The sequence below is a fragment of the Fictibacillus arsenicus genome (genome assembly GCF_001999465.1).
GTDB lineage: Bacteria > Bacillota > Bacilli > Bacillales > Fictibacillaceae > Fictibacillus > Fictibacillus arsenicus.
The window spans coordinates 891,877-911,950 of record NZ_MQMF01000001.1 but is presented as its reverse complement, the minus strand read 5'-3'; the positions used below and the strand labels follow the sequence as shown (position 1 = coordinate 911,950).

At 30.4% G+C, this 20,074-nt stretch carries 22 protein-coding genes and 1 pseudogene; 19 read left to right on the top strand and 4 right to left on the bottom strand.

Features of this window, described 5'->3' with window-relative positions; translation table 11 throughout:
* Nucleotides 1-35 precede the first annotated feature (35 nt).
* Together UN64_RS04505 and UN64_RS04500 are read left to right on the top strand one after the other, a co-directional pair.
* Nucleotides 36-527: a VanZ family protein gene (locus UN64_RS04505; RefSeq protein WP_171978794.1), complete on the top strand. Its 492-nt coding sequence runs from the start codon at nucleotides 36-38 to the stop codon at nucleotides 525-527.
* A 20-nt stretch (nucleotides 528-547) separates the two neighbouring features.
* The gene (locus tag UN64_RS04500) at nucleotides 548-820 is read left to right on the top strand and encodes a DUF2584 family protein (RefSeq protein WP_077360106.1); all 273 of its coding nucleotides are present in this window, start codon (nucleotides 548-550) and stop codon (nucleotides 818-820) included.
* A 27-nt stretch (nucleotides 821-847) separates the two neighbouring features.
* On the opposite strand, the gene UN64_RS04495 is transcribed toward UN64_RS04500, so the two are convergent.
* A complete protein-coding gene (locus UN64_RS04495; protein ID WP_245801957.1) occupies nucleotides 848-1,597 on the bottom strand; it encodes a C39 family peptidase in 750 nt (249 codons plus the stop codon).
* Nucleotides 1,598-1,922: 325 nt separating this feature from the next.
* Here UN64_RS04495 and UN64_RS04490 point away from each other — a divergent pair, with 325 nt between their 5' ends.
* Nucleotides 1,923-2,534 carry a hypothetical protein gene (locus tag UN64_RS04490; protein WP_077360102.1) on the top strand — a complete coding sequence of 204 codons (612 nt, stop codon included), beginning with the start codon at nucleotides 1,923-1,925 and terminating at the stop codon, nucleotides 2,532-2,534.
* Nucleotides 2,535-2,689: 155 nt separating this feature from the next.
* Here UN64_RS04490 and UN64_RS04485 read toward each other — a convergent pair whose 3' ends face one another.
* Nucleotides 2,690-3,715: an acyltransferase gene (locus tag UN64_RS04485; protein ID WP_077360100.1), complete on the bottom strand. Its 1,026-nt coding sequence runs from the start codon at nucleotides 3,713-3,715 to the stop codon at nucleotides 2,690-2,692.
* Nucleotides 3,716-4,190: 475 nt separating this feature from the next.
* Between UN64_RS04485 and galU the strand changes: the two genes are divergently transcribed.
* The 16 genes and pseudogenes from galU to rfbD all read left to right on the top strand — a co-directional run bounded on the left by galU (nucleotide 4,191) and on the right by rfbD (nucleotide 18,578).
* A complete protein-coding gene (gene galU, locus UN64_RS04480; protein ID WP_077360098.1) occupies nucleotides 4,191-5,081 on the top strand; it encodes a UTP--glucose-1-phosphate uridylyltransferase GalU in 891 nt (296 codons plus the stop codon).
* A 102-nt stretch (nucleotides 5,082-5,183) separates the two neighbouring features.
* Nucleotides 5,184-5,861, top strand: a complete 678-nt coding sequence (locus tag UN64_RS04475; RefSeq protein ID WP_077360096.1) for a sugar transferase — start codon at nucleotides 5,184-5,186, stop codon at nucleotides 5,859-5,861.
* 9 nt (nucleotides 5,862-5,870) lie between these two features.
* Nucleotides 5,871-6,263 (top strand): glycerol-3-phosphate cytidylyltransferase, encoded by a 393-nt coding sequence (gene tagD / locus UN64_RS04470; RefSeq protein WP_077360094.1) that lies wholly within the window; start codon nucleotides 5,871-5,873, stop codon nucleotides 6,261-6,263.
* Between the two features lie 100 nt (nucleotides 6,264-6,363).
* Nucleotides 6,364-6,906, top strand: a complete 543-nt coding sequence (locus UN64_RS04465) for a glycosyltransferase (protein WP_077360092.1) — start codon at nucleotides 6,364-6,366, stop codon at nucleotides 6,904-6,906.
* Nucleotides 6,858-7,331, top strand: a complete 474-nt coding sequence (locus UN64_RS04460) for a glycosyltransferase family 2 protein (protein WP_077360089.1) — start codon at nucleotides 6,858-6,860, stop codon at nucleotides 7,329-7,331. The genes UN64_RS04465 and UN64_RS04460 overlap by 49 nt, the downstream gene beginning before the upstream one ends.
* A pseudogene (locus UN64_RS04450) lies at nucleotides 7,318-8,591 on the top strand (oligosaccharide flippase family protein). Before UN64_RS04460 ends, UN64_RS04450 begins: the two are co-directional and overlap by 14 nt.
* A gap of 26 nt (nucleotides 8,592-8,617) precedes the next feature.
* Nucleotides 8,618-9,547 (top strand): glycosyltransferase family protein, encoded by a 930-nt coding sequence (locus tag UN64_RS04445; protein WP_077360083.1) that lies wholly within the window; start codon nucleotides 8,618-8,620, stop codon nucleotides 9,545-9,547.
* 11 nt (nucleotides 9,548-9,558) lie between these two features.
* On the top strand, nucleotides 9,559-11,085 hold the full coding sequence (locus UN64_RS04440) for a hypothetical protein (RefSeq protein WP_077360081.1): 1,527 nt from the start codon (nucleotides 9,559-9,561) through the stop codon (nucleotides 11,083-11,085).
* A gap of 26 nt (nucleotides 11,086-11,111) precedes the next feature.
* Nucleotides 11,112-11,954 carry a CDP-glycerol glycerophosphotransferase family protein gene (locus UN64_RS04435; protein WP_077360079.1) on the top strand — a complete coding sequence of 281 codons (843 nt, stop codon included), beginning with the start codon at nucleotides 11,112-11,114 and terminating at the stop codon, nucleotides 11,952-11,954.
* A 32-nt stretch (nucleotides 11,955-11,986) separates the two neighbouring features.
* Nucleotides 11,987-12,700, top strand: a complete 714-nt coding sequence (locus UN64_RS04430) for an acyltransferase (RefSeq protein WP_077360077.1) — start codon at nucleotides 11,987-11,989, stop codon at nucleotides 12,698-12,700.
* The gene (locus tag UN64_RS04425) at nucleotides 12,697-14,088 is read left to right on the top strand and encodes a glycosyltransferase (protein ID WP_077360075.1); all 1,392 of its coding nucleotides are present in this window, start codon (nucleotides 12,697-12,699) and stop codon (nucleotides 14,086-14,088) included. Before UN64_RS04430 ends, UN64_RS04425 begins: the two co-directional genes overlap by 4 nt.
* Nucleotides 14,085-15,239: a beta 1-4 rhamnosyltransferase Cps2T gene (gene cps2T / locus UN64_RS04420; RefSeq protein ID WP_077360073.1), complete on the top strand. Its 1,155-nt coding sequence runs from the start codon at nucleotides 14,085-14,087 to the stop codon at nucleotides 15,237-15,239. Before UN64_RS04425 ends, cps2T begins: the two co-directional genes overlap by 4 nt.
* A gap of 16 nt (nucleotides 15,240-15,255) precedes the next feature.
* Nucleotides 15,256-16,149 (top strand): glucose-1-phosphate thymidylyltransferase RfbA, encoded by an 894-nt coding sequence (gene rfbA, locus UN64_RS04415; RefSeq protein WP_077360071.1) that lies wholly within the window; start codon nucleotides 15,256-15,258, stop codon nucleotides 16,147-16,149.
* A 6-nt stretch (nucleotides 16,150-16,155) separates the two neighbouring features.
* Nucleotides 16,156-16,701, top strand: coding sequence for a dTDP-4-dehydrorhamnose 3,5-epimerase (gene rfbC / locus UN64_RS04410; RefSeq protein ID WP_077360069.1), 546 nt, complete (start codon nucleotides 16,156-16,158; stop codon nucleotides 16,699-16,701).
* A 15-nt stretch (nucleotides 16,702-16,716) separates the two neighbouring features.
* On the top strand, nucleotides 16,717-17,727 hold the full coding sequence (rfbB, locus tag UN64_RS04405) for a dTDP-glucose 4,6-dehydratase (RefSeq protein ID WP_077360067.1): 1,011 nt from the start codon (nucleotides 16,717-16,719) through the stop codon (nucleotides 17,725-17,727).
* On the top strand, nucleotides 17,727-18,578 hold the full coding sequence (gene rfbD / locus UN64_RS04400; protein ID WP_077360065.1) for a dTDP-4-dehydrorhamnose reductase: 852 nt from the start codon (nucleotides 17,727-17,729) through the stop codon (nucleotides 18,576-18,578). The genes rfbB and rfbD overlap by 1 nt, the downstream gene beginning before the upstream one ends.
* Before the next feature lie 46 nt (nucleotides 18,579-18,624).
* Here rfbD and UN64_RS04395 read toward each other — a convergent pair whose 3' ends face one another.
* Nucleotides 18,625-19,551: an LCP family glycopolymer transferase gene (locus tag UN64_RS04395; RefSeq protein WP_077360063.1), complete on the bottom strand. Its 927-nt coding sequence runs from the start codon at nucleotides 19,549-19,551 to the stop codon at nucleotides 18,625-18,627.
* A gap of 72 nt (nucleotides 19,552-19,623) precedes the next feature.
* On the bottom strand, nucleotides 19,624-20,040 hold the full coding sequence (locus UN64_RS04390) for a hypothetical protein (protein WP_077360061.1): 417 nt from the start codon (nucleotides 20,038-20,040) through the stop codon (nucleotides 19,624-19,626).
* Nucleotides 20,041-20,074 lie beyond the last annotated feature (34 nt).

Below are 20,074 nucleotides of genomic sequence, written 5' to 3'. Positions count from 1 at the left end.
TATAGTTAATGCAAATAATGTTTAGGTGGATAGTAATGAAAAAATTCTTAATTTACTGGTTGCCAGTTCTCATATGGATGAGTATGATTTTTTATGCCAGTTCACAGCCTTACGAAAAACAAGATCTTCGTCCTACGATATCTAATTATATAAATTTAGAAATCATTGAAACTCTATTCTCAACTGTTGTGATTCATTACGCTGGTGACGAGATTAGCATTAAAGCATTAGGATCCGCTCATTTTATTGAGTTCTTTATCAGGAAAGCGGCACATTTTTCTATGTATTTCGGATTAGGATTCTTGATTTACCGGGCATTAAGCCTTTCAATTTTAAACAAACGTTTAGTTTTTATACCTTCATGGGTGATAACGATTTTATATGCTATCTCAGATGAGATCCACCAAGGGTTTACTCCAAACCGTTCCCCTCACATTGAGGATGTAATGATTGATGCGATTGGCGGGCTGTTTGGAATAATATTAGCCTGGCTCATCTATAAAAAGATTCGTACAAAAAGAATCTAAATTTTGCACGAGATGCTATAATGAATTTAAAAAAGAATGCAGGTGAAACCATGCAAATGCCAATTACGATGCAAACTAATCTGGTGACACTCGGAAAAGAATCCCGTCTTGAAGGTAATCGATTTCAAATCTTTTTAGATGGTTATAAGTTGTTTATTTTAGATCATCCTGTTCCGGTTCTAAAAAAAGAAAACAGTTCTCCTGTAGGAAAAGCTGTTATAAAAGAAGTGGCATGGAAAGAGGATTCCACCCATCTCGTATATGAACTAATCGATCTTCATGGTGTTAATTAACAAGCGGCTCTATTGAGTCGCTTTCTTTTATTTATAGGTAATGGCTTGTGAACCCATCTGTTCCCATGCTTTTCTAAAATCCTTATATGGCAACTTTCGATTTTTTTCATTGTGCAGCGGGTCGTTAACATAAATATTATCCTTATCGAACCCTGTAATAACAACAGAATGTTCTTTCCATGTAATTTGAACTTGTCCGCTAGGTGTGTTCCATGTTCGAAAATCATTCTTTGGAAGCTTTTTGAAACTGGCATTTGTAATAATCCATACGGGTTTACCTTTTTTCACATTCTTCAATACATGTTCAAAAGCACTACCGGTTAGATTAACAATCCTTTTAGGTAAGTAAGTTTCAGCTAAATCAGCTACAGGTCCATGGTAAACCCCATATCCCATATTATCAAATGTATAAATGTCTCCAACAAAGCCATCATTCGGATTTCCGTAATAATATGTTCCGTTTTTATTTTCATAAGGTGTATCTACTTTTTTTATTCTATGGGCAAGTTCCATTTTATCTGTTTTAACTCCAGCATGTTGAAGGAGCATCGCTAATGAAGTTACTTCACAGCCACGATCTAGTTCTGGCTTTTGCTGAATTAATGGAACATCTTGAATTAAGATTCTGCCATTTTCATCTTCCTTTAACACCGTTGTCACCGGTTTACGTTTATTGCCTTTAATAATCTTATTGTCTTTTGTACCGTTTTCTTGAAAGGCAGCAAACAATCCTCCGATTATAAATGCCACTATTAAAATGAGTAAATATTTTTTCAAAATGGTCTCCTTCTTTACACGATATTCTTATACTACCAAAATATAGATGATTTAAGTATTCAATATCAGATAAATGTTCTTTTTAGATTAGAAGGATTTTGTCGATATAAGGAGAAAGAGAATTAGGAAAATATAAAAATGGAGGATATTGGAAAATTAAATTATGATTTTGCTTGGAGTTTCATAGCTGTATCTCTTATAAGGGAAGGGAGCTGCATTAAGGGATCAGACGCTTGAACCAGGAGGGACAAAAAATCTACATAGTTCCATTTGGACAGATTTTTGGAAATTTAATCTATAATTATAACAATGAAGGAGCCTGCATTTGAGACGCTTTATTGAAATAAATGCCGTGGTCAGCAGTATTATTGGAGTTTTTTATCAATTTTTCTATTGGGATCTGATTAAAAATGATCCTATGCAGCTGCTTGTCTTTTTTCTTAAATATGTAGTTTATGGTTACTTTACCATTGTAGCAATTGTATTGGTTTTTTTATTCTTTAGAGGAAAGATCTTGAAGATTCCTATAATCATTCAAAGTATAGCTCTAGCTGTTTTGTTATTTGTACCTTTAAGTGAAGCAAGAGTTAAGCTTGATTATTTTATAAATAAATCCGATCGAGAAAAAGTTGTTGAAATGATTGCAAATAGTAAGTATAAGTCAACTGGCCGTAATCAAGAGATGAATCTTCCGGCTTCCTATAAGCATGTGTCATCTGGAGGAAAGGTTCAATATTTAAAAAAAGAAAACGAGTACTTCATTAAATTTACGATATATGCTACCTTTTGGGGTGAATCTGCTTATATCTTTTCTTCCTCTCAAGAGAACTTAGATAAGGAACCTTATTATTTAGACGAAATGAATTCTGAGAAACTAGAAGCGCATTGGTTCTTTTTCAGCGACTTTAACCATCAATATTGGCCAGATAATAATTAATGTTCATTAAAATAAAGTGAGGACTTAAAAAACCATCCATACTAAATATGATCTAACACCTAGAATATAAAAAGATGGCCTCGGGACAGTGCCGTGGCCATCTATTAGTTAGTTTACAATTACATTTTTTAAATAAATATCGATATACATCTAAACTATGGGACTATTTTATTCACTATTGGTATTTTTTGAAGAATGAGAACTGCCAAATAACTAGATAAGGTGACCACAACAAAAGTAACCGGTACTCCGAATAAAACATGAATGGTTTTACTGTGCAGTGCAAATCCGAATAAATCCTGAAAAATCCTCGATTTATAAAAGACTAAAAAGAATGGATGGATTAAATAAATTCCAAAGCTTGCGGCTGCAAAAGAATTTACAAGACGTACATTAAAGTTAAAATTTTGTTTAAATAAAACAAAAATGGCTGCTGAAACTAATATGGTGTTAAGAGAAAGGTAGTCATACCAATAGATATCTAAAACACCTTTTGATGCAGTCGAAAAATATGTACCGAATATGGTTATTAAAAGACCAACCACTCCACCAATGTATATAAAGGCGGTTACTTTTTTGCTTAACGTATGTTTTGCTAGCAGATATCCTAATAAGAAGTAACCGGTAAAGCCTAAAAACATTCCTAACTTAAAACCAGTATGCATAGAGGTGAAATAAAATATAAGATTTTCTACTCTCAACAATAACCAAACTATTATAAAGTAAATAAGTAGTTTATTATTTTGTGCGATTGGTCGAAAAATCGGGGTGATTAAATATATGCCTACTATCATGTATAGAAACCACAAATGGTAAAAGGTTTTATCCGTATAAATATTAACAATAGCCGTCTTTAACGAAAACATATCAATATCGGTTCTAACTTTTAATAGCTCATAAAAAAGAATCCAGAAAAGAAAAGGAATAATAATCTTCGAAGCTCTTTTCTTTAGAAAGACAGAAAGTGGTTCGTCTTTACCAAGCAATAGAGCGCCACTCACCATAACAAACACAGGAACACTCCAGCGAGCAAAGCTCTCTATAATATTAGCCAGCCACCATGTTTTTGAAATATCTCCAGCTATTAAACTAGCTACTACATGAATCATCACAACTGCCATAATAGCAAGCGCTCGAAGTGCGTTAGCGTATTGAATCAAATGATCCCCTTCTTTCATCATCTTCCTAAAATTCACTTTCTTTTATTTAATAATACAAATAGCAATCCATTAAGACAACTATCCTCAATAATATCTTTTAATTACTTTGATAGACTCAAACTATTAAGGGAGAAGGATAAAAAGGTGATAATTATATTGGTAAGGTAAAAAGACTAATGATGGGTATAAAATACTAAAATATCCATTTTTTCAGCAAAATAGTAAAAAGAGGTTCCTTTTTTAAAATAATAATGTAATATAAATATGCGTATGAGATTTCCGACCCCCAAAAAATTTTTTAAAATTATAAAAAAGTTGTCACTGAAGAGGAAACTAAATTTTCCCAAAATATACTTTGTCTTAAATAATTACAAATACCTACAAAATCTGCATTTATTTTGAAAAACCTCTCCTTAATTGTAAAAAATATGTTAAAATTACTATGCAAGAAATGGAATTTTACTAAAAATACCAATAAATAAAGGGTGTTATTTAAATGAAAGTTAGAAAGGCCATAATACCTGCAGCAGGATTAGGAACTCGATTTTTGCCTGCTACTAAAGCTATGCCTAAAGAAATGCTGCCAATTGTCGACAAACCTACCATTCAATACATAGTAGAAGAAGCGATTGCTTCTGGGATTGAAGATATTATTATTGTCACAGGTAAAGGCAAAAGAGCGATCGAAGATCACTTTGACCATGCTTTTGAATTAGAACAAAACCTGTTTGAAAAAGGGAAAGTGGAACTTCTAAAAAAAGTTCAACATACTTCTAAAATGGCTGACATTCATTATATTCGTCAAAAAGAACCAAAAGGACTTGGACATGCTGTATGGTGTGCTCGTAAATTTATTGGTAATGAACCGTTTGCTGTGTTATTAGGTGATGATATTGTTCAGGCTGAAAAGCCTTGTTTAAAGCAACTAATTGAACAATATGAAACTACTGGTTCTTCTATTATTGGAGTTCAAGAAGTACCTGAAAGTGAAACGAGTCGTTATGGAATTATAGATCCAGATTATCAAAAAGGTCGTTTATATGGGGTTAGCAATTTTGTTGAAAAACCAGTTCAAGGTACAGCTCCATCTAACCTTGCAATCATGGGTCGTTATCTTTTAACTCCAGAAATATTTAAGTTTCTTGAAAGACATGAAACTGGTGCAGGTGGAGAAATCCAATTAACTGACGCTATACAAAAACTGAATTCAATTCAAAAAGTTTTTGCTTATGATTTTGAAGGTACTCGTTACGATGTGGGAGAAAAATTAGGCTTCATAACTACAACTCTTGATTTTGCTCTTAGAGATGAAGAAATAGGAATGCAATTAATGCCAGAATTAGAGCGCATACTTGAGCAATTAAAAATAGATACAAAAACGAAGTGAAATAAAAATTACTAAATATCAAAGTAATTATAAACAAAATGTTTATAGTCAACATAACAATTAAATTAAGATTTTATTAAGTTAGTAAGGAAGTGAAGACCAGTGTCTAATTTAGCTGAAAGAGAATATATCCACTTACATACTGGTGTAACCATTAATACTGAACAGCAGAGAAGCTACTTACTGGTAAAACGTATTATTGATATAACTGGATCTTTATTCGGTCTGTTTTTACTAGGGATATTATTTTTAATAGTTGCAATAGCAATAAAGATAGAAGATCCTAAAGGACCAATAATTTTTACTCAAAAAAGAGTGGGCAAAAACGGCAAAGAATTTAAAATGTATAAATTTAGATCTATGATATCCGATGCGGAAAATAGACTTGAAGACCTTCTGAAATATAATGAAACAACTGGAGCTATGTTTAAGATGAAAGACGACCCTCGAGTAACTCGTATTGGACGTTTTATTCGAAAAACCAGTATAGATGAATTGCCCCAATTGTGGAATGTATTTTTAGGAGATATGAGTTTGGTAGGTCCCAGACCACCTCTTTTACGGGAAGTGGAAGAGTATACTGAATATGATATGCAACGTTTACTTGTTGTGCCTGGTTGTACGGGGCTCTGGCAAGTGAATGGAAGAAGTGATATTGGGTTTAATGAGATGGTGGAATTGGATTTGCAATATATCAGATCACGTAATTTAAAATTAGATATACTCATTATTTTAAAAACTATTAAAGTTATGATATTACCTGATAAAGGAGCATATTAGGGGGGAAGTATGAAAAAGAAAATAGTTATAACGTATGGGACATTCGATGTTCTGCATTACGGTCATATTAATCTTTTAAAAAGAGCAAAGGCTTTAGGAGATCATTTAATAGTCGGACTATCAACTGATGAATTTAATGAACAAAAAGGTAAGAAATCTTATTATTCTTATTATCATAGGAAAGAAATTTTACAGTCTATTAAATATGTTGATAAAGTCATTCCGGAAGAATGTTGGGAACAAAAAGTTTTAGATTTAAAAAAATATGAAGTTGACATATTTGTAATGGGAAATGACTGGGAAGGGAAATTCGATTTCTTATCTGATAACTGTAAGGTAATTTATTTACCTAGAACTGAAGGTATTTCCTCAACATTGATTAGAGAAAGCGTACTTACGTAGTTTTTGTGCATGGTGAGGATACATGTTGAGGAACTTGGGGTTAATTAATTGCAATGAAATTAAAGTTTAATATGGTTACAAAAAAGGAGTTTAATGCAACATGTTAATAACTCATAAAAGTATTGATGTAGTAACAGTAACGTACGGAGAAAGATGGGAGTTACTTGAAAAAGTTATTAAACGAGTTATAACTTTTAAAGAAGTAAATTCAATAATAATTATAGATAATGCATCTACTTATTCTATTGAAGAAAAATTAGCCGAGCAAAATTTAATTGAAAAAGTAATAGTTATGAATCAGAACGTTAATTTAGGTTCAGCTCTCGGTTATAAAAAAGGGATTCAAAGAGCTGAATTGGAAAAAGGAAAATTCATATGGTTATTAGATGATGATAACTTACCAGATGAAAATGCTATACAAAATATAATAAAAGCACAGAAAAATTCAAAAGATGAAGAAAAAAACGTGTATTCCTCCTTTAGAAATGATCGTGAAGAATTAATTAGAAATAATGGCCAAAAGTTAATTAAGAATACCTTTTTTGAATTTAGTATTTTTGAAAAAATGAAAAAGAAAAAAAAGTTCAGAGTAAGATGGATTCAAAAATTTTATCTTGTGATTATGTTCCATATGGCGGTTTAATATTTCCTAAGGCTGTATTACAAGAAGTAGGTTATCCAAATGAAATGTTTTTTTTGTATGTAGATGACTTTGAATTTACTTATAGATTGACTAGAAAAGGATATAAAATAAAATGTGTTACAGATAGTATAATTGAAGATTTAGAACGTTCTTGGTTTAGGGTTGAAAAAGAACCTTTATTCAAGAGTTTCTTTAAAACTGATGATTCTTATCGAGGATTGATGCATATTCGCAATCGGGTATATTTTGAAAATGAAAATAACAATTCTAATGTGTTTATATATAATTTGAATTTAATTGTTTATTTAACTTTTGTATTGTTAAAATACATGCCAAAAAATGCAACTGGTATAAAGAAGTACAAGTCAATATTAAAAGCAATAAATTTGGGTAAAAAAGGTAAGTTGGGAAATGAGATTAAATAAACAAGCTGTAAACAATATTTTACAAATGGGTTTTGTCCAAGGTTTAAATTATATTTTACCACTTATTATGATCCCTTTTTTACTTAGAACTATTGGTGTTGAGAACTATGGTAGAGTGGCAGCCGCGATAGCAATAGTTCAAGTTTTATTAATAATCTCTGATTTCGGTTTTAATTTCACAGCAACTCAAAAAATTGCTGTAAAAGGTGAAATTGATAATAAATTAATTAGTACTATTTACATTTATAAAATAATAATAATAATAATTACTCTATTAATAACAATTATAGGATTAATTTATTTAAAAAATAGGGATGAAATATTATTCGTAGTTGGTTTTTTGTTTTTTTTATAGGCCAATCCTTAATACCAGTTTGGTTATTTAGAGGAATAAACAAAATGGTCTATGTTTCTATATTAACTTTCATTTCAAAGTTATCAACTCTGATTCTTCTTTTTGTATACATTAATCAAACAACTGATTATTATTTAATGGGTTTAATTTATGGTGTGCCATCTTTAACCACTATGATATTTTCTTATTTTATAATGAAAAGGTATGGATTTAAATTTGTTCAAGTTAGTTGGGAAGACTTGAAAGAAGAATTAAGTTTTGGAAAAGATATGTTTTTATCAAATATTGTAGGGACTTTTTATACAACACTAAACCCCATTATCTTAACTCTTATTGCAGGCCCTTATGCGACGGGTATTTATTCCACATGTGAAAAAATCATTGGGGTACTAAACAGTATGACCAACGCTGTATCACAAGCTGTATATCCAATAGTGTGTCAAAAAATTAATGAGAACCCATATTTTAAAATGAAAAAATATATGGTCCCGATCTCTTTTTTATTTTTCGGATGGTTTCCACCCTTTATTCTCATAATTAGTTTAGTAATAAATTTTAATAGTGAATGGATATTGGAAATAGTAAATGGAAGTGATGTCCCAAATGGACAAATATCTTTGCTAAAAATAATGATTTTTATTCCATTTGCCATTAGCCTTGGCCATCTTTTGGGTATTCAATCTCTTTTACCTCTTAACGAAAGAGTGAGTGTAAGAAATTCAATATTCAAGGGTGCAGTTCTTAATCTAATTCTCGGAACGTCAGGAACAATAATTTTTGGTGTTATAGGAATGGGAATTTCAGTTTTAATATGTGAAATTGTAGTAGCTTTATCAATGTTTTTTTATTTAGTGAGATATTTCAAGGAGAATAAATGGAATAAAATAATAACATCTTTAAATTAAAGTTTAGAGAAGGTATAGGTAATAAAATGGCTAAAATTAACCCTACTATTGTTTTGTATAATCAAAAAATCGACAAAAGTATTACATTCATTTCTTTATATAAGACATTAAAGAAAAACACTGAGCTAATTAATCACATAAATAAAATTTTAGTAGTAGATAATTCAGATAATGAAAACATATCCAAATACAACAGAGAAAAACTAGAAAATTTAAATGATGAAGTTATTACTGTTTTATATTTAGGTAAGCGAAAGAATTTAGGTATTGCTAAAGCTTACAATTTAGCTGTTAATATTCTTGAAATAGAGAATTTTTCTAATAATAATTGGATCTTATTGTTGGACCAAGATTCAACATTAACAAAAGAATTATTTTTAGGCTTTTTACAAAATGATAAAGAATATATGAACAATAATATTGGAATTGTTATGCCAAGAGTTATTTGCAAACAAAAAATTGTATCTCCGCTTTTAATTAAAACGCCATTTGATTTTAAAGAACCTTCAAAAAACATAAAAGGTATACAAAAAAAAAGAGTTACTGGAATAAATAGTTGCAGCTTTATAAATTTAAATGCTATTAAAAAAATAAACGGTTTTAATGAAGATTTCCCAATCGACTATTTAGATCATATTACATTTTGGGAAATACAAAACAAGGGTTATCAAGTTTACGTATTAGAAACAATGATTAATCATGACTTATCCTTTTTTGATTTTCCATCTGTTCCACTTCACCGTTATAAAATATACTTAGAAGCACGGTTGAATTTTATAAAAGAGATTTCAAAAACAAACAAAAAGCCATTGAACAGATCAATATTTGTAAAAGATTTTTTATTCTTACATTGTAAAAGAACTATTAAGAACAAAATGTACAAACATTTTGTTTACGGTAGTAAAGTGTTTCTAAAATTTATGTTTCTAAACAAAAAAAGTAAAAGATATTTTTAAAGGGGCTTATAATGAAAAGGGGAATTTTATCATTTAGGAACTTTTGCACACTTACAATCGCAGTTTTAATGTTACTAATGCTTACAGAAGTTCTAATTGCACGATTATCATTGCTGTTGTCAGATAATATTTTTTTTCTAACTAATTGGAAAATATTATTTATTTTAGGTCTCGTCCTATTATTAGGAACTTTTAAACGTGACAAATTAAAATCTTTCATAAATCGAGAATTTTTTATTGTACTAATAGTTTTTGCGACTTTTTTGATTCAAGCCTTAATAATTTTATGGAATACAGAGTTATCGCCCAAAGATGTAATAGGTGAAATATTATTACGATACTATTGGATATACTTAATAGGATTAATAATCTTTTTTAAAATTAAAAATATAAATATTAAACTATTCTTAAATTTCACAATATCTTTTATATTATTAAACGCAATTCTTGGTATCTTTCAATACTTAAATCGTGATCCTTTTTTACAAACAATGTACAATTCTGAACCCATTTCTTTTTCAATCTATTATTTAAATGGGACAAGTTCTTCATATGAATGGTTATATAACATGGGTGCTCAAGTCAGAGCCTTTGGTTTTATGGATAGTGGATTAACATTAGGACTTTTATGTGTTTTTGCTTTAAGTCTATGTATCTCAAACTTACAAAAATTATATAGTAAACTACCTTTTAAAGTAAATAAATTAAAAGTTTCATCTTTAATGGCTATATCCAGTGTGTTTTTAATTACCATATATATGACAATTACAAGGAATGTATATTTGACGCTTTTTAATTTGCTTTTATATTACTTCCTCTTAACTTTATTTAAGAAAAAAGGGATAAAAATTATAAAAGCATTATTTGTAGCACAGTGGGTATTAAGCATAGTCTATATAGGATTTACAAAACAACTATATGATATAGCTTCCCTCGTATTACCAAATTACAACATTGAAACTTTTAATAGTAGAATTGAAACCTATGAAAGAGTAAGTGATTTATATAATAACAATATTTTAAGTGCATTATTAGGAAAAGGGATTGTTTCATCAAAGGAATGGGTTATAGATAATGACTTATTATCCATAGTTAGTCATATTGGTTTATTATCTTATATTATTATGCAAGGGATTTATATTTGGATTATATTCAAATCATTAAATTATATTAGAAATAAAGATAATGAAAACCATATTTATGTTCAGGGATTAGTATTATTTTTAATGACTTATCCTCTTGCTGCGACATTAAACTACGTGAGTTATATTTACTTTTGGGTAGCTCTGATTACTACTTTTATTTTATTTAATAATAGGATAATGCAACCCTTTACATATAACTTTATTGTACATTCTATGAATATGAAAAATATGGAGTCATTCATTAAATTCTTCAAAGATAATAACTTTAATAAAAACATTAATTTAATAATTATAGAAGCAAATGATGACATTAAGACTAAAATTAAAAAGTTTTTTATACTTATTTCAAAAAATATGATGGTATCTTATCAGACTATCCCACTACTTTATTAGAAAAAAGTGAAAAGATTAGTATAGCAATGGGGCATGGTACTGCTATTAAAAAATTTCCATCTGATGCGGAACTGGAAAATGAAAAATATTTAAGACTATTTCGAGCTGTAAAATCTGCAAATTATTTTATTACAACTAGTGAGAGACAAAATGAATTAGAATTTCGAAACCCAATATTAGATAAAGACTCTAAAAATGTCTATTTACCTTTAGGGTTACCTAAAAACGACTATTATTTTAATCTATATAAAGTCAATAAAGTAAATTTAGAGGCAAGAGAAACTCTAGGAGTATTACCATCTGATTATTTAATCTTATACGCACCTACTTTTCGAGATTATTCTCTGAAAGAATCACCTATAAGTAAAGAAGTACTTATAAAAATAAATCAATTATTGTCAGGGAATAATGCTTACATGCTTTATCGTCCTCATAAATTAGGAGGAACTATTAATGAAGATTTAGTTAATAGATTAAATTTAGACAGAATTTTATTAACGAAGAGGTATCAACTTGATACATTTAGTTCATTGTGTGTTTCAAATGCATTAATAACTGATTATAGTTCTATTGGTATTGAATTTCTTCCTTTAAATAGACCAATAATATCTTTTGTCTTTGATGAGGAAGAATATAAAGAAAAAAGAGGTATTGAAATAGATTTCAATGACGAAAGTCTATCTCCAGGATTAGTTGTCAGGGATAGTGATCAACTAATAAAATCTTTAAGCCTACTTTTTAAGCAAGAATATGATAATGATTACTGGGTGAATAGAAGGAATGAATGCCTGAATAATCATTATACTTTTCCTGATGGAAAAGCTTCAGAAAGAATATGGAAATTAATATTAGAATTCTTAGAAAAATAGCTTTCTAATACTAATTGATAAAGAGGTGTGGGATGCATAAGGCTATTAATAAAATTATTAGTACGGTGAAAAAGGACAATTTTGAAATAGATAAAGATATTTATTTCCTTGATATATTAAGTATTATCTTTAAAAGAATTTTAATGATGTTAAAAGGATTACTTAAATCATTTGGAATGAAAAATAAAAGCGGGATAGTCTTTTTTGGAAGCAATGTAACTTTATATCACAAAAGATTAATTAGTCTAGGAAGGTCTGTAACGCTTGAAGAAAGTGTAGAAATTGATGCTCTTTCAAAAAATGGAGTAAAGTTAGGAAATAATGTACGAATTGGAGCTTTTTCAAAAATAAAGTGTTCAGGGACAATAAGGAATTTAGGTAAAGGTTTAACAATTGGTAAAAATAGTGGTTGTGGAGAATTTTCATATTTTGGAGCTGCAGGTGGAATTAGTATAGGTGAAAATGTAATTATGGGGCAAAATATTCGTTTTCATTCGGAAAATCATGTATTTGATCGTTTAGATATTCCAATAAAAGAACAGGGCGTTACGAATCAAGGGATAAAAATTGGTAATGATTGCTGGATAGGAGCAGGAAGTGTTTTTTTAGATGGTGTTACTATTGGTGAAGGTTGTGTAATAGGGGCAAATACTCTAGTTAATAGAGATATACCGGCATATAGTGTCGCTGTTGGTAGCCCTGTAAAAATTATTAGAAACCGAAAAGAAATCTTAAAAGTAAAATGAAAATACTTCATTACAGTTTAGGACTTCCTCCTTATCGAACCGGTGGACTTACCAAATATTCTATAGATTTAATGATGTCTCAATTAAAGGCTGGTCATTCTGTCAATTTGCTTTACCCTGGGCAACTAGATCCTATAATAAAAAAAACAAAGATTAAAAGTAATAATAGCTACAATGGCGTTTTAATATTTGAATTAATTAATCCATTACCAGTTCCTTTACTTGGCGGTATTACAAACCCTTTTATATTTATGGAGAAATTAAAGGAACAGAATGCATATTATAATTTTTTATCAAAGTTACAACCTGATATTATTCATTTCCACACGCTAATGGGAATTCATTATGAGTTTCTTATTTTAGCAAAAAAGATGGGTGTGAAGTTAATTTTTAGCTCACACGATTATTATGGAATATGTCCTAAAGTAAATCTTATAGATCATAACGGAAATGTATGTACGGATTACAATAAGGGGTTAAAGTGCGAAACCTGTAATTTAAATTCTTATAGCCTGCCATTGATTTACCTAATGCAATCACATTTATATAAAAGTTTAAAAAACAATAAAATAATATCAAAATTAAAATCCAATAAAAAACAAAGAATTAAAGAAAATAATATTCGTTCTTCTAAAGAGAATAAACATAACCAAAAGCAGGTATCCAATGGAGAGAATTTTATACAATTAAGAAATTATTATTTAAATATGTTGAATAAAATGGATAAAATTCATTTTAATAGTGAGGTTACAAAACAAGTTTATGAACAGCATTTAATGATAAAAAGTGATGTGATCTCTATAACTCATTCAGATATAAAAGATAATAGAGTTTTGAAAAAGTATGATATGAAAATTCCTTTACAGATTGGATTTCTGGGTCCTATAGACAAGTATAAAGGTTTTCCATTATTAAGGAATAGTTTGTTGAACCTTTTAGAAGAAGATGAAGATAATTGGCACTTACATGTATATGGCAACGCCGAGAATATTACCCTAGATAAAGATATAGAACACATAACTTTTTATGGAAAATACGAATACAAAGATTTAACAAATATTTTTAACAAAATTGATATATTGGTTATTCCAAGTATTTGGAAAGAAACATTTGGTTTTATTGGATTAGAAGCTTTATCTCATGGTGTTCCCGCTATTGTATCAAGTTATGTGGGTTTTAAGGATCTCGTTAAACATAATTCTACAGGGTTAATCGTAGATCCAGTAGAAGAACAATTATCTGCTGCAATTAAATATGTTATTCATAATCGGAATGAAATTAAAATTTGGAATTCTAATATTTGTTCTGGAAATTTCAATTCTATTATGAAGGATCATCATCTATTAATTGAAGGACTGTACGATTCAGTATTAGGAGAAAAGAAATGAAGAATGTATTTATAATAGGTTCTAAAGGAATTCCTGCACAGTATGGAGGCTTTGAAACGTTTGTTGAACTATTAACACGTTACAAAGTAAACAAGAACATATCATATCATGTTTCTTGTATGAGCACTGAAAATAGTGAATTTTATTATCAAAATGTTCGCTGCTTTAATGTTAAGGTACCCAATATGGGTAGTGCTAGAGCAGTTTTATATGATGTTTTAAGCTTGAAAGAATGTATACGTTATATAAAAGAGAAGAATATAGAAAATGCGATTATTTATATCTTGGCTTGCAGAATTGGCCCATTCATTTCAAATTACAAAAAACAATTAAGAAACATGGGGGTTACATTATTTGTGAATCCTGATGGGCATGAATGGAAACGAAGTAAGTGGAATTATTATATTCGACATTACTGGAAATACTCAGAACGACTGATGGTTAAACATGCAGATTTACTAGTATGTGATTCAAAAGGCATTGAGGCATATATTAAAGAGGATTATGCTGCTTATTCACCAAAAACTACTTTTATAGCATACGGAGCAACAGTAAAAAACTCGGTTCTATCAGATGATTCTAGTAAACTTTTAGAATGGCAAAACAAACATAAAGTAATGCCATTAAACTATTATTTAATTGTCGGAAGATTTGTACCAGAGAATAATTATGAACTTATGATTCGCGAATTTTTGCTATCTAATTCTAATAAAGACTTAGTGATAATATCAAATGTAGAAGAAAATACTTTCTATAAAGATTTATTAAATAAAACGCAATTTCAAAATGATAAGCGTATTAAATTTGTTGGCACCGTTTACGATCAGGATTTATTAGAAAAAATTCGTGAGCAAGCATATGGTTATCTTCATGGCCATGAAGTTGGTGGCACAAATCCCTCACTGTTAGAAGCGTTAGCTTCAACAAAAGTAAATTTGTTGTTAAATGTAGTTTTTAATAAAGAAGTAGGCAGTAATGGAGCAGTTTATTTTGATAAGGAAAAAAATAGTTTAGCTGCTCTTTTGGATGAAGTAGATCAATATGATATTAACTTTATAAATGAATTATCTAGAAAGGCAAAAAAACGTATAACTGATGAATATTCTTGGGAAAAGATAGTAAAGGATTACGAGACTTTATTCTTAAATTAAAAAGGAGTCGAACATAATGAAAGGAATTATACTAGCTGGGGGAAGTGGTACAAGACTTTACCCTTTAACGAGAGCTGTATCAAAACAGTTATTACCTATTTATGATAAACCAATGATTTTTTATCCCTTATCTGTACTAATGCTTGCTGGTATTCGAGATATTTTAATTATTTCTACTCCAAGTGATACTCCGAGGTTTGAGCAATTATTAGGTGATGGCAGTGATCTAGGTATTAATCTATCTTATGCTGTACAACCTTCTCCAGATGGATTAGCTCAGGCTTTTATTATTGGGGAAGATTTTATAGGAAACGATTCTGTAGCTTTAGTTTTAGGAGATAATATCTTTTACGGTCATGGTTTTACTAGAACACTAGAACGTGCTGCATCTCGTACAGAAGGTGCGACAGTATTTGGCTATAATGTAAAAGATCCTGAACGATTTGGAGTAGTAGAGTTTGATGAAAGTGGTAAAGCCATTTCAATTGAAGAAAAACCACTTGATCCAAAGTCAACTTATGCAGTAACAGGTTTATATTTTTATGATAATGATGTTGTTGAGATTGCTAAATCTATTAAACCTTCAGACCGCGGTGAATTAGAAATTACAGCAGTCAATGAAGAGTATTTACGCAGGGGTAAACTTCAAGTTGAATTATTAGGTCGTGGATTTGCTTGGCTGGATACTGGTACACATGAATCCTTATTGGAAGCTTCGACATTTATTGAAACGGTTGAAAAACGACAAAGTTTGAAGGTTGCATGTTTAGAAGAAATTGCATTTAGAAAAGGCTATATCAACAAAGAGCAATTAATTAAACTAGCAGAACCGTTGAACAAAAATGAATATGGACAGTACATGTTAAGACTGGCAAATCAAAATACTTTAGAAAAAATGTTGAGCAGGTGATTGACAGTGAATATACTTGAAACCAAATTTGCAGATTCGATACTTATTGAGCCAAAAGTTTTTGGGGATCACCGAGGTTTTTTTATGGAAAGCTACAACGAGGAAACCTATAAAATGCATGGGATAGATATGGATTTTATTCAAGATAATCATTCACTATCACAACAGTCAGGGACTTTACGTGGAATGCATTATCAGTTAGCACCTAAAGCACAAACTAAATTAATACGTGTAACACGCGGAGCAATTTATGATGTAATAATTGATATCCGAAAGAGTTCGCCAACTTATGGGCAATGGCAAGGGTTCATTTTATCAGCTGAAAATAAACGTCAACTCCTTGTTCCGAAAGGTTTTGCTCACGGATTCTGTACAATCACTGAGGATACCGAGGTTCAATATAAAGTTGATGAATTGTATTCACCTGAGCATGATCGTGGAATCGCTTGGGATGATCCTGCATTAAGTATTGATTGGCCTGTTAATAATCCTATTCTCTCTGATAAGGATAAACAACATCCAACTTTAGCAGAAGCTGAAAATAATTTTTAATAGGAGTGCAAAGGTATGAACATTTTAGTAACAGGTGGGGCAGGATTTATCGGAAGTAACTTTGTTAGACATATGATTGAAACTTACCCAAACTATCATATTGTAAACTATGATTTACTTACATATGCTGGTAATCTAGAGAACTTAAAAGACATTGAAGGTCATGAGAACTATACTTTTGTTAAAGGTGATATTAATAATCGTGAACTCGTAGACTATTTAATAAAAAAATACAATATAAATATACTCGTAAATTTTGCAGCCGAGTCTCATGTTGACCGAAGTATTACGGACCCTTCAATTTTTGTTAAAAGTAATGTATTAGGTACCCAAGCCTTATTAGATGTAGCAAGAGAGAATAATATTACAAAATATGTACAAGTTTCTACTGATGAAGTTTATGGTTCATTAGGAGAAACGGGATACTTTACGGAGGAGACTCCATTAGATCCTAATAGTCCTTATTCTGCAAGTAAAGCAGGCGGAGATCTATTAGTTAGTGCTTATCATGAAACCTTTGGCATGAATGTTAATATTACGAGATGTTCAAACAATTATGGACCATATCATTTTCCTGAAAAGCTAATACCTCTTATGGTAACAAATGCACTAGAAGGGAAAGATTTGCCTATCTATGGTGACGGTAAAAATATTCGTGACTGGCTGCACGTAAAAGACCATTGTTCGGCAATTGATTTAGTTATTCATAAAGGTGAACCTGGCGAGATCTATAACGTTGGCGGTCATAATGAACGCACAAATAATGAAATCGTACATCTAATTGTAGAGAAATTAAATGCTCCCAAGGGGTTAATTAAATACGTAGAGGATAGACTTGGCCACGATCGTCGATATGCAATAGACCCAACTAAATTAACAACAGAACTTGGTTGGAAACCAAAGTATACATTCGATACTGGAATTGTTGAAACTATTCAATGGTACATTGATAATCAAGAATGGTGGGAAAATATAAAATCAGGTAATTATTTAAACTATTACGACCAACAATACGGTGATAAATAATGTCACAAAAAGTACTTATAACTGGTGCAAATGGACAGTTAGGAAGAGAGTTAGTCGAATATTTTTCCAACAAGAATGACTTTGAAGTATTTGGTTATGGTCGTCATGAATTAGATATTACTAATCAAAATCAGGTAGAGAAACTATTTTCATTGGTTAAACCCAATATAGTTATCCATTCTGCAGCTTACACGAAAGTTGATTTAGCTGAAACAGATGTTGACACAGCATATTTAGTTAATAGTGTTGGAACTAGAAACATAGCTGTTGCAGCAGAAAACATTGATTCTAAGTTAGTCTATATTAGTACCGATTATGTCTTTGACGGTACTAGTGGCGAACCCTACAATGAATTTATGAGTACATCTCCTATTGGCGTGTACGGTAAAACAAAATTAGCTGGAGAAGAATTTGTCAGTGGATTTCATAACAAATACTTTATTGTAAGAACTTCTTGGGTATATGGAAAGCATGGTAATAACTTTGTTAAAACTATGCTCAAAATGGCTAATGAAAAGGATAGTCTTTCTGTAGTTCATGATCAAGTAGGTTGCCCAACATATACATTTGACTTAGCTGCTTGTATTTCTGAATTAATAAAGACTTCAAAATATGGAGTATATCATGTTTCAAATTCTGGTATGTGCTCATGGTATGAATTTGCAAAAGCTATATTTGAAGAAGCTGGCTTAAAAGTGCAATTAAACGCGTGTACTTCAAAGGAGTTTCCTCGACCAGCACCCAGACCTGCATATTCCGTATTTGATCACATGAGTTTAAGATTAAATGGCTTTAAGTCTATGAGACATTGGAAAGAGGCTATTGCAGAATTCATCGAAAAAAATAAATAAGATTAAAGAACAGAGATTGCAAAAGCAATCTCTGTTCTTTTTGAAACTATAAAGAGTTCTGAATATCTTTTAGAGACTCCTTGGTAGGTACCCAGTAATATACTCCATCTATTTTCGAACCACTACCTTTTAATTCTAAAGTCTTCTTGTTCTTTCTAGCCCCGATATAACCCTTTTGAATATCCTTCATTTCAGAGAATGTCATATTTGTTTTTACGCGATCTCCAAGAACTTCGAGAATATTATCAATCTTATTAATAGAAGAAACGCTAGCTCCTTTATCAACGATAGCATTAATAACCTGTCGTTGGCGGGCTTGACGACCAAAATCTCCGTTGTTATCAAGATGCCGCATTCTTACATATCCAAGGGTTTTTGGACCATCTAATGTAATTTCACCTTTTTTATAAATATAACCTTTTTTGTAATAACCTTCGTCAGACCAAGTAAGGTTATTATTCACTGTAATTCCGCCTAGAGCATCAACGATTTCACTGAGTGCTTCCATATTTACTTTAATATAGTAATCTAGTTTAAGATCTAGGAAATTTTCGACAGTTTCTACAGTCATTTTTGTCCCGCCAAAAGCATAGGAGTGATTGATTTTATCCATTTTTCCACGACCTACTATTTCTACCCGTGTATCCCTTGGAATACTTAGCATTGTCAGTGAATCATCTTGCGGATTAATTTTCATCACGATTAGGGTATCAGAGCGTCCTTTATCCCCAGCCCTTTCATCAACCCCCATTAATAGTATATTCAAGGGTTCTTTTTGTTCGATTTTTTCTTTTTGATTGCCTGATCCTGTCCAGTCGATTTTTTCATGCATTTTTGTTGCAGCTTGATCTAGCTGGCTATAAAGACTATAAGCATATGCTAATCCAGTTGCCAGTAATACAGAAAACACAATTAGTCCTACTAGAAGCATTTTCTTCCATTTTTTTCTTTTCTTTATTCGTTGTTCTCTCATTGAGTTGTCTCCTATCAAATAAAAAAATCCAATTTTATTATATCATTGTAACTTTTAAGCGTGGGAATAAATTTATGTTCGGTATTTCGTAGATTTTTTTCTTTTCTTATTAAAGGAAAAGAAAAAGTAAAATAATAATCTAAAAAATAAATAAAAAGCAAAAAAAGCTATAAAGCCCCATAACCCAATGATGGCATCAGCAAATTCCATATTGCCTCTTCCTGTAATTTTTTGTTGAATTTCTATGGCAAAGACAATAACTACTAGCACGGTAAAGGTATATAAAAAGGAGATTCCTGTAATGCTTAATGTAGAAATCCATTTAAATAATACATGGATAAATAAAAAAAAGATAATGCCCAGAACTCCAAAAATCCAAAAATGGAGCTCTTTATCATTTAATTGAAAACCAAACCCTTTAAATAATTCTTGTAAAATATCGTGAAACGTATTAACGATTTCAGCGGTAAATCTTATCATTTCCCCCATGATATCTATTACTCCTAATTTGTATAATGATAGT

Excerpts from the sequence above, each read along its gene's own strand:
- UN64_RS04505 (WP_171978794.1), top strand. The coding sequence starts at position 36 with ATGAAAAAATTCTTAATTTACTGGTTGCCAGTTCTCATATGGATGAGT.
- UN64_RS04500 (WP_077360106.1), top strand. The coding sequence starts at position 548 with ATGAATTTAAAAAAGAATGCAGGTGAAACCATGCAAATGCCAATTACG.
- UN64_RS04485 (WP_077360100.1), bottom strand. The coding sequence starts at position 3,715 with ATGATGAAAGAAGGGGATCATTTGATTCAATACGCTAACGCACTTCGA.
- galU (WP_077360098.1), top strand. The coding sequence starts at position 4,191 with ATGAAAGTTAGAAAGGCCATAATACCTGCAGCAGGATTAGGAACTCGA.
- tagD (WP_077360094.1), top strand. The coding sequence starts at position 5,871 with ATGAAAAAGAAAATAGTTATAACGTATGGGACATTCGATGTTCTGCAT.
- UN64_RS04465 (WP_077360092.1), top strand. The coding sequence starts at position 6,364 with ATGTTAATAACTCATAAAAGTATTGATGTAGTAACAGTAACGTACGGA.
- UN64_RS04460 (WP_077360089.1), top strand. The coding sequence starts at position 6,858 with ATGGATTCAAAAATTTTATCTTGTGATTATGTTCCATATGGCGGTTTA.
- UN64_RS04445 (WP_077360083.1), top strand. The coding sequence starts at position 8,618 with ATGGCTAAAATTAACCCTACTATTGTTTTGTATAATCAAAAAATCGAC.
- UN64_RS04440 (WP_077360081.1), top strand. The coding sequence starts at position 9,559 with ATGAAAAGGGGAATTTTATCATTTAGGAACTTTTGCACACTTACAATC.
- UN64_RS04435 (WP_077360079.1), top strand. The coding sequence starts at position 11,112 with ATGGGGCATGGTACTGCTATTAAAAAATTTCCATCTGATGCGGAACTG.
- UN64_RS04430 (WP_077360077.1), top strand. The coding sequence starts at position 11,987 with ATGCATAAGGCTATTAATAAAATTATTAGTACGGTGAAAAAGGACAAT.
- UN64_RS04425 (WP_077360075.1), top strand. The coding sequence starts at position 12,697 with ATGAAAATACTTCATTACAGTTTAGGACTTCCTCCTTATCGAACCGGT.
- cps2T (WP_077360073.1), top strand. The coding sequence starts at position 14,085 with ATGAAGAATGTATTTATAATAGGTTCTAAAGGAATTCCTGCACAGTAT.
- rfbA (WP_077360071.1), top strand. The coding sequence starts at position 15,256 with ATGAAAGGAATTATACTAGCTGGGGGAAGTGGTACAAGACTTTACCCT.
- rfbB (WP_077360067.1), top strand. The coding sequence starts at position 16,717 with ATGAACATTTTAGTAACAGGTGGGGCAGGATTTATCGGAAGTAACTTT.
- rfbD (WP_077360065.1), top strand. The coding sequence starts at position 17,727 with ATGTCACAAAAAGTACTTATAACTGGTGCAAATGGACAGTTAGGAAGA.
- UN64_RS04395 (WP_077360063.1), bottom strand. The coding sequence starts at position 19,551 with ATGAGAGAACAACGAATAAAGAAAAGAAAAAAATGGAAGAAAATGCTT.
- UN64_RS04390 (WP_077360061.1), bottom strand. The coding sequence starts at position 20,040 with ATGGGGGAAATGATAAGATTTACCGCTGAAATCGTTAATACGTTTCAC.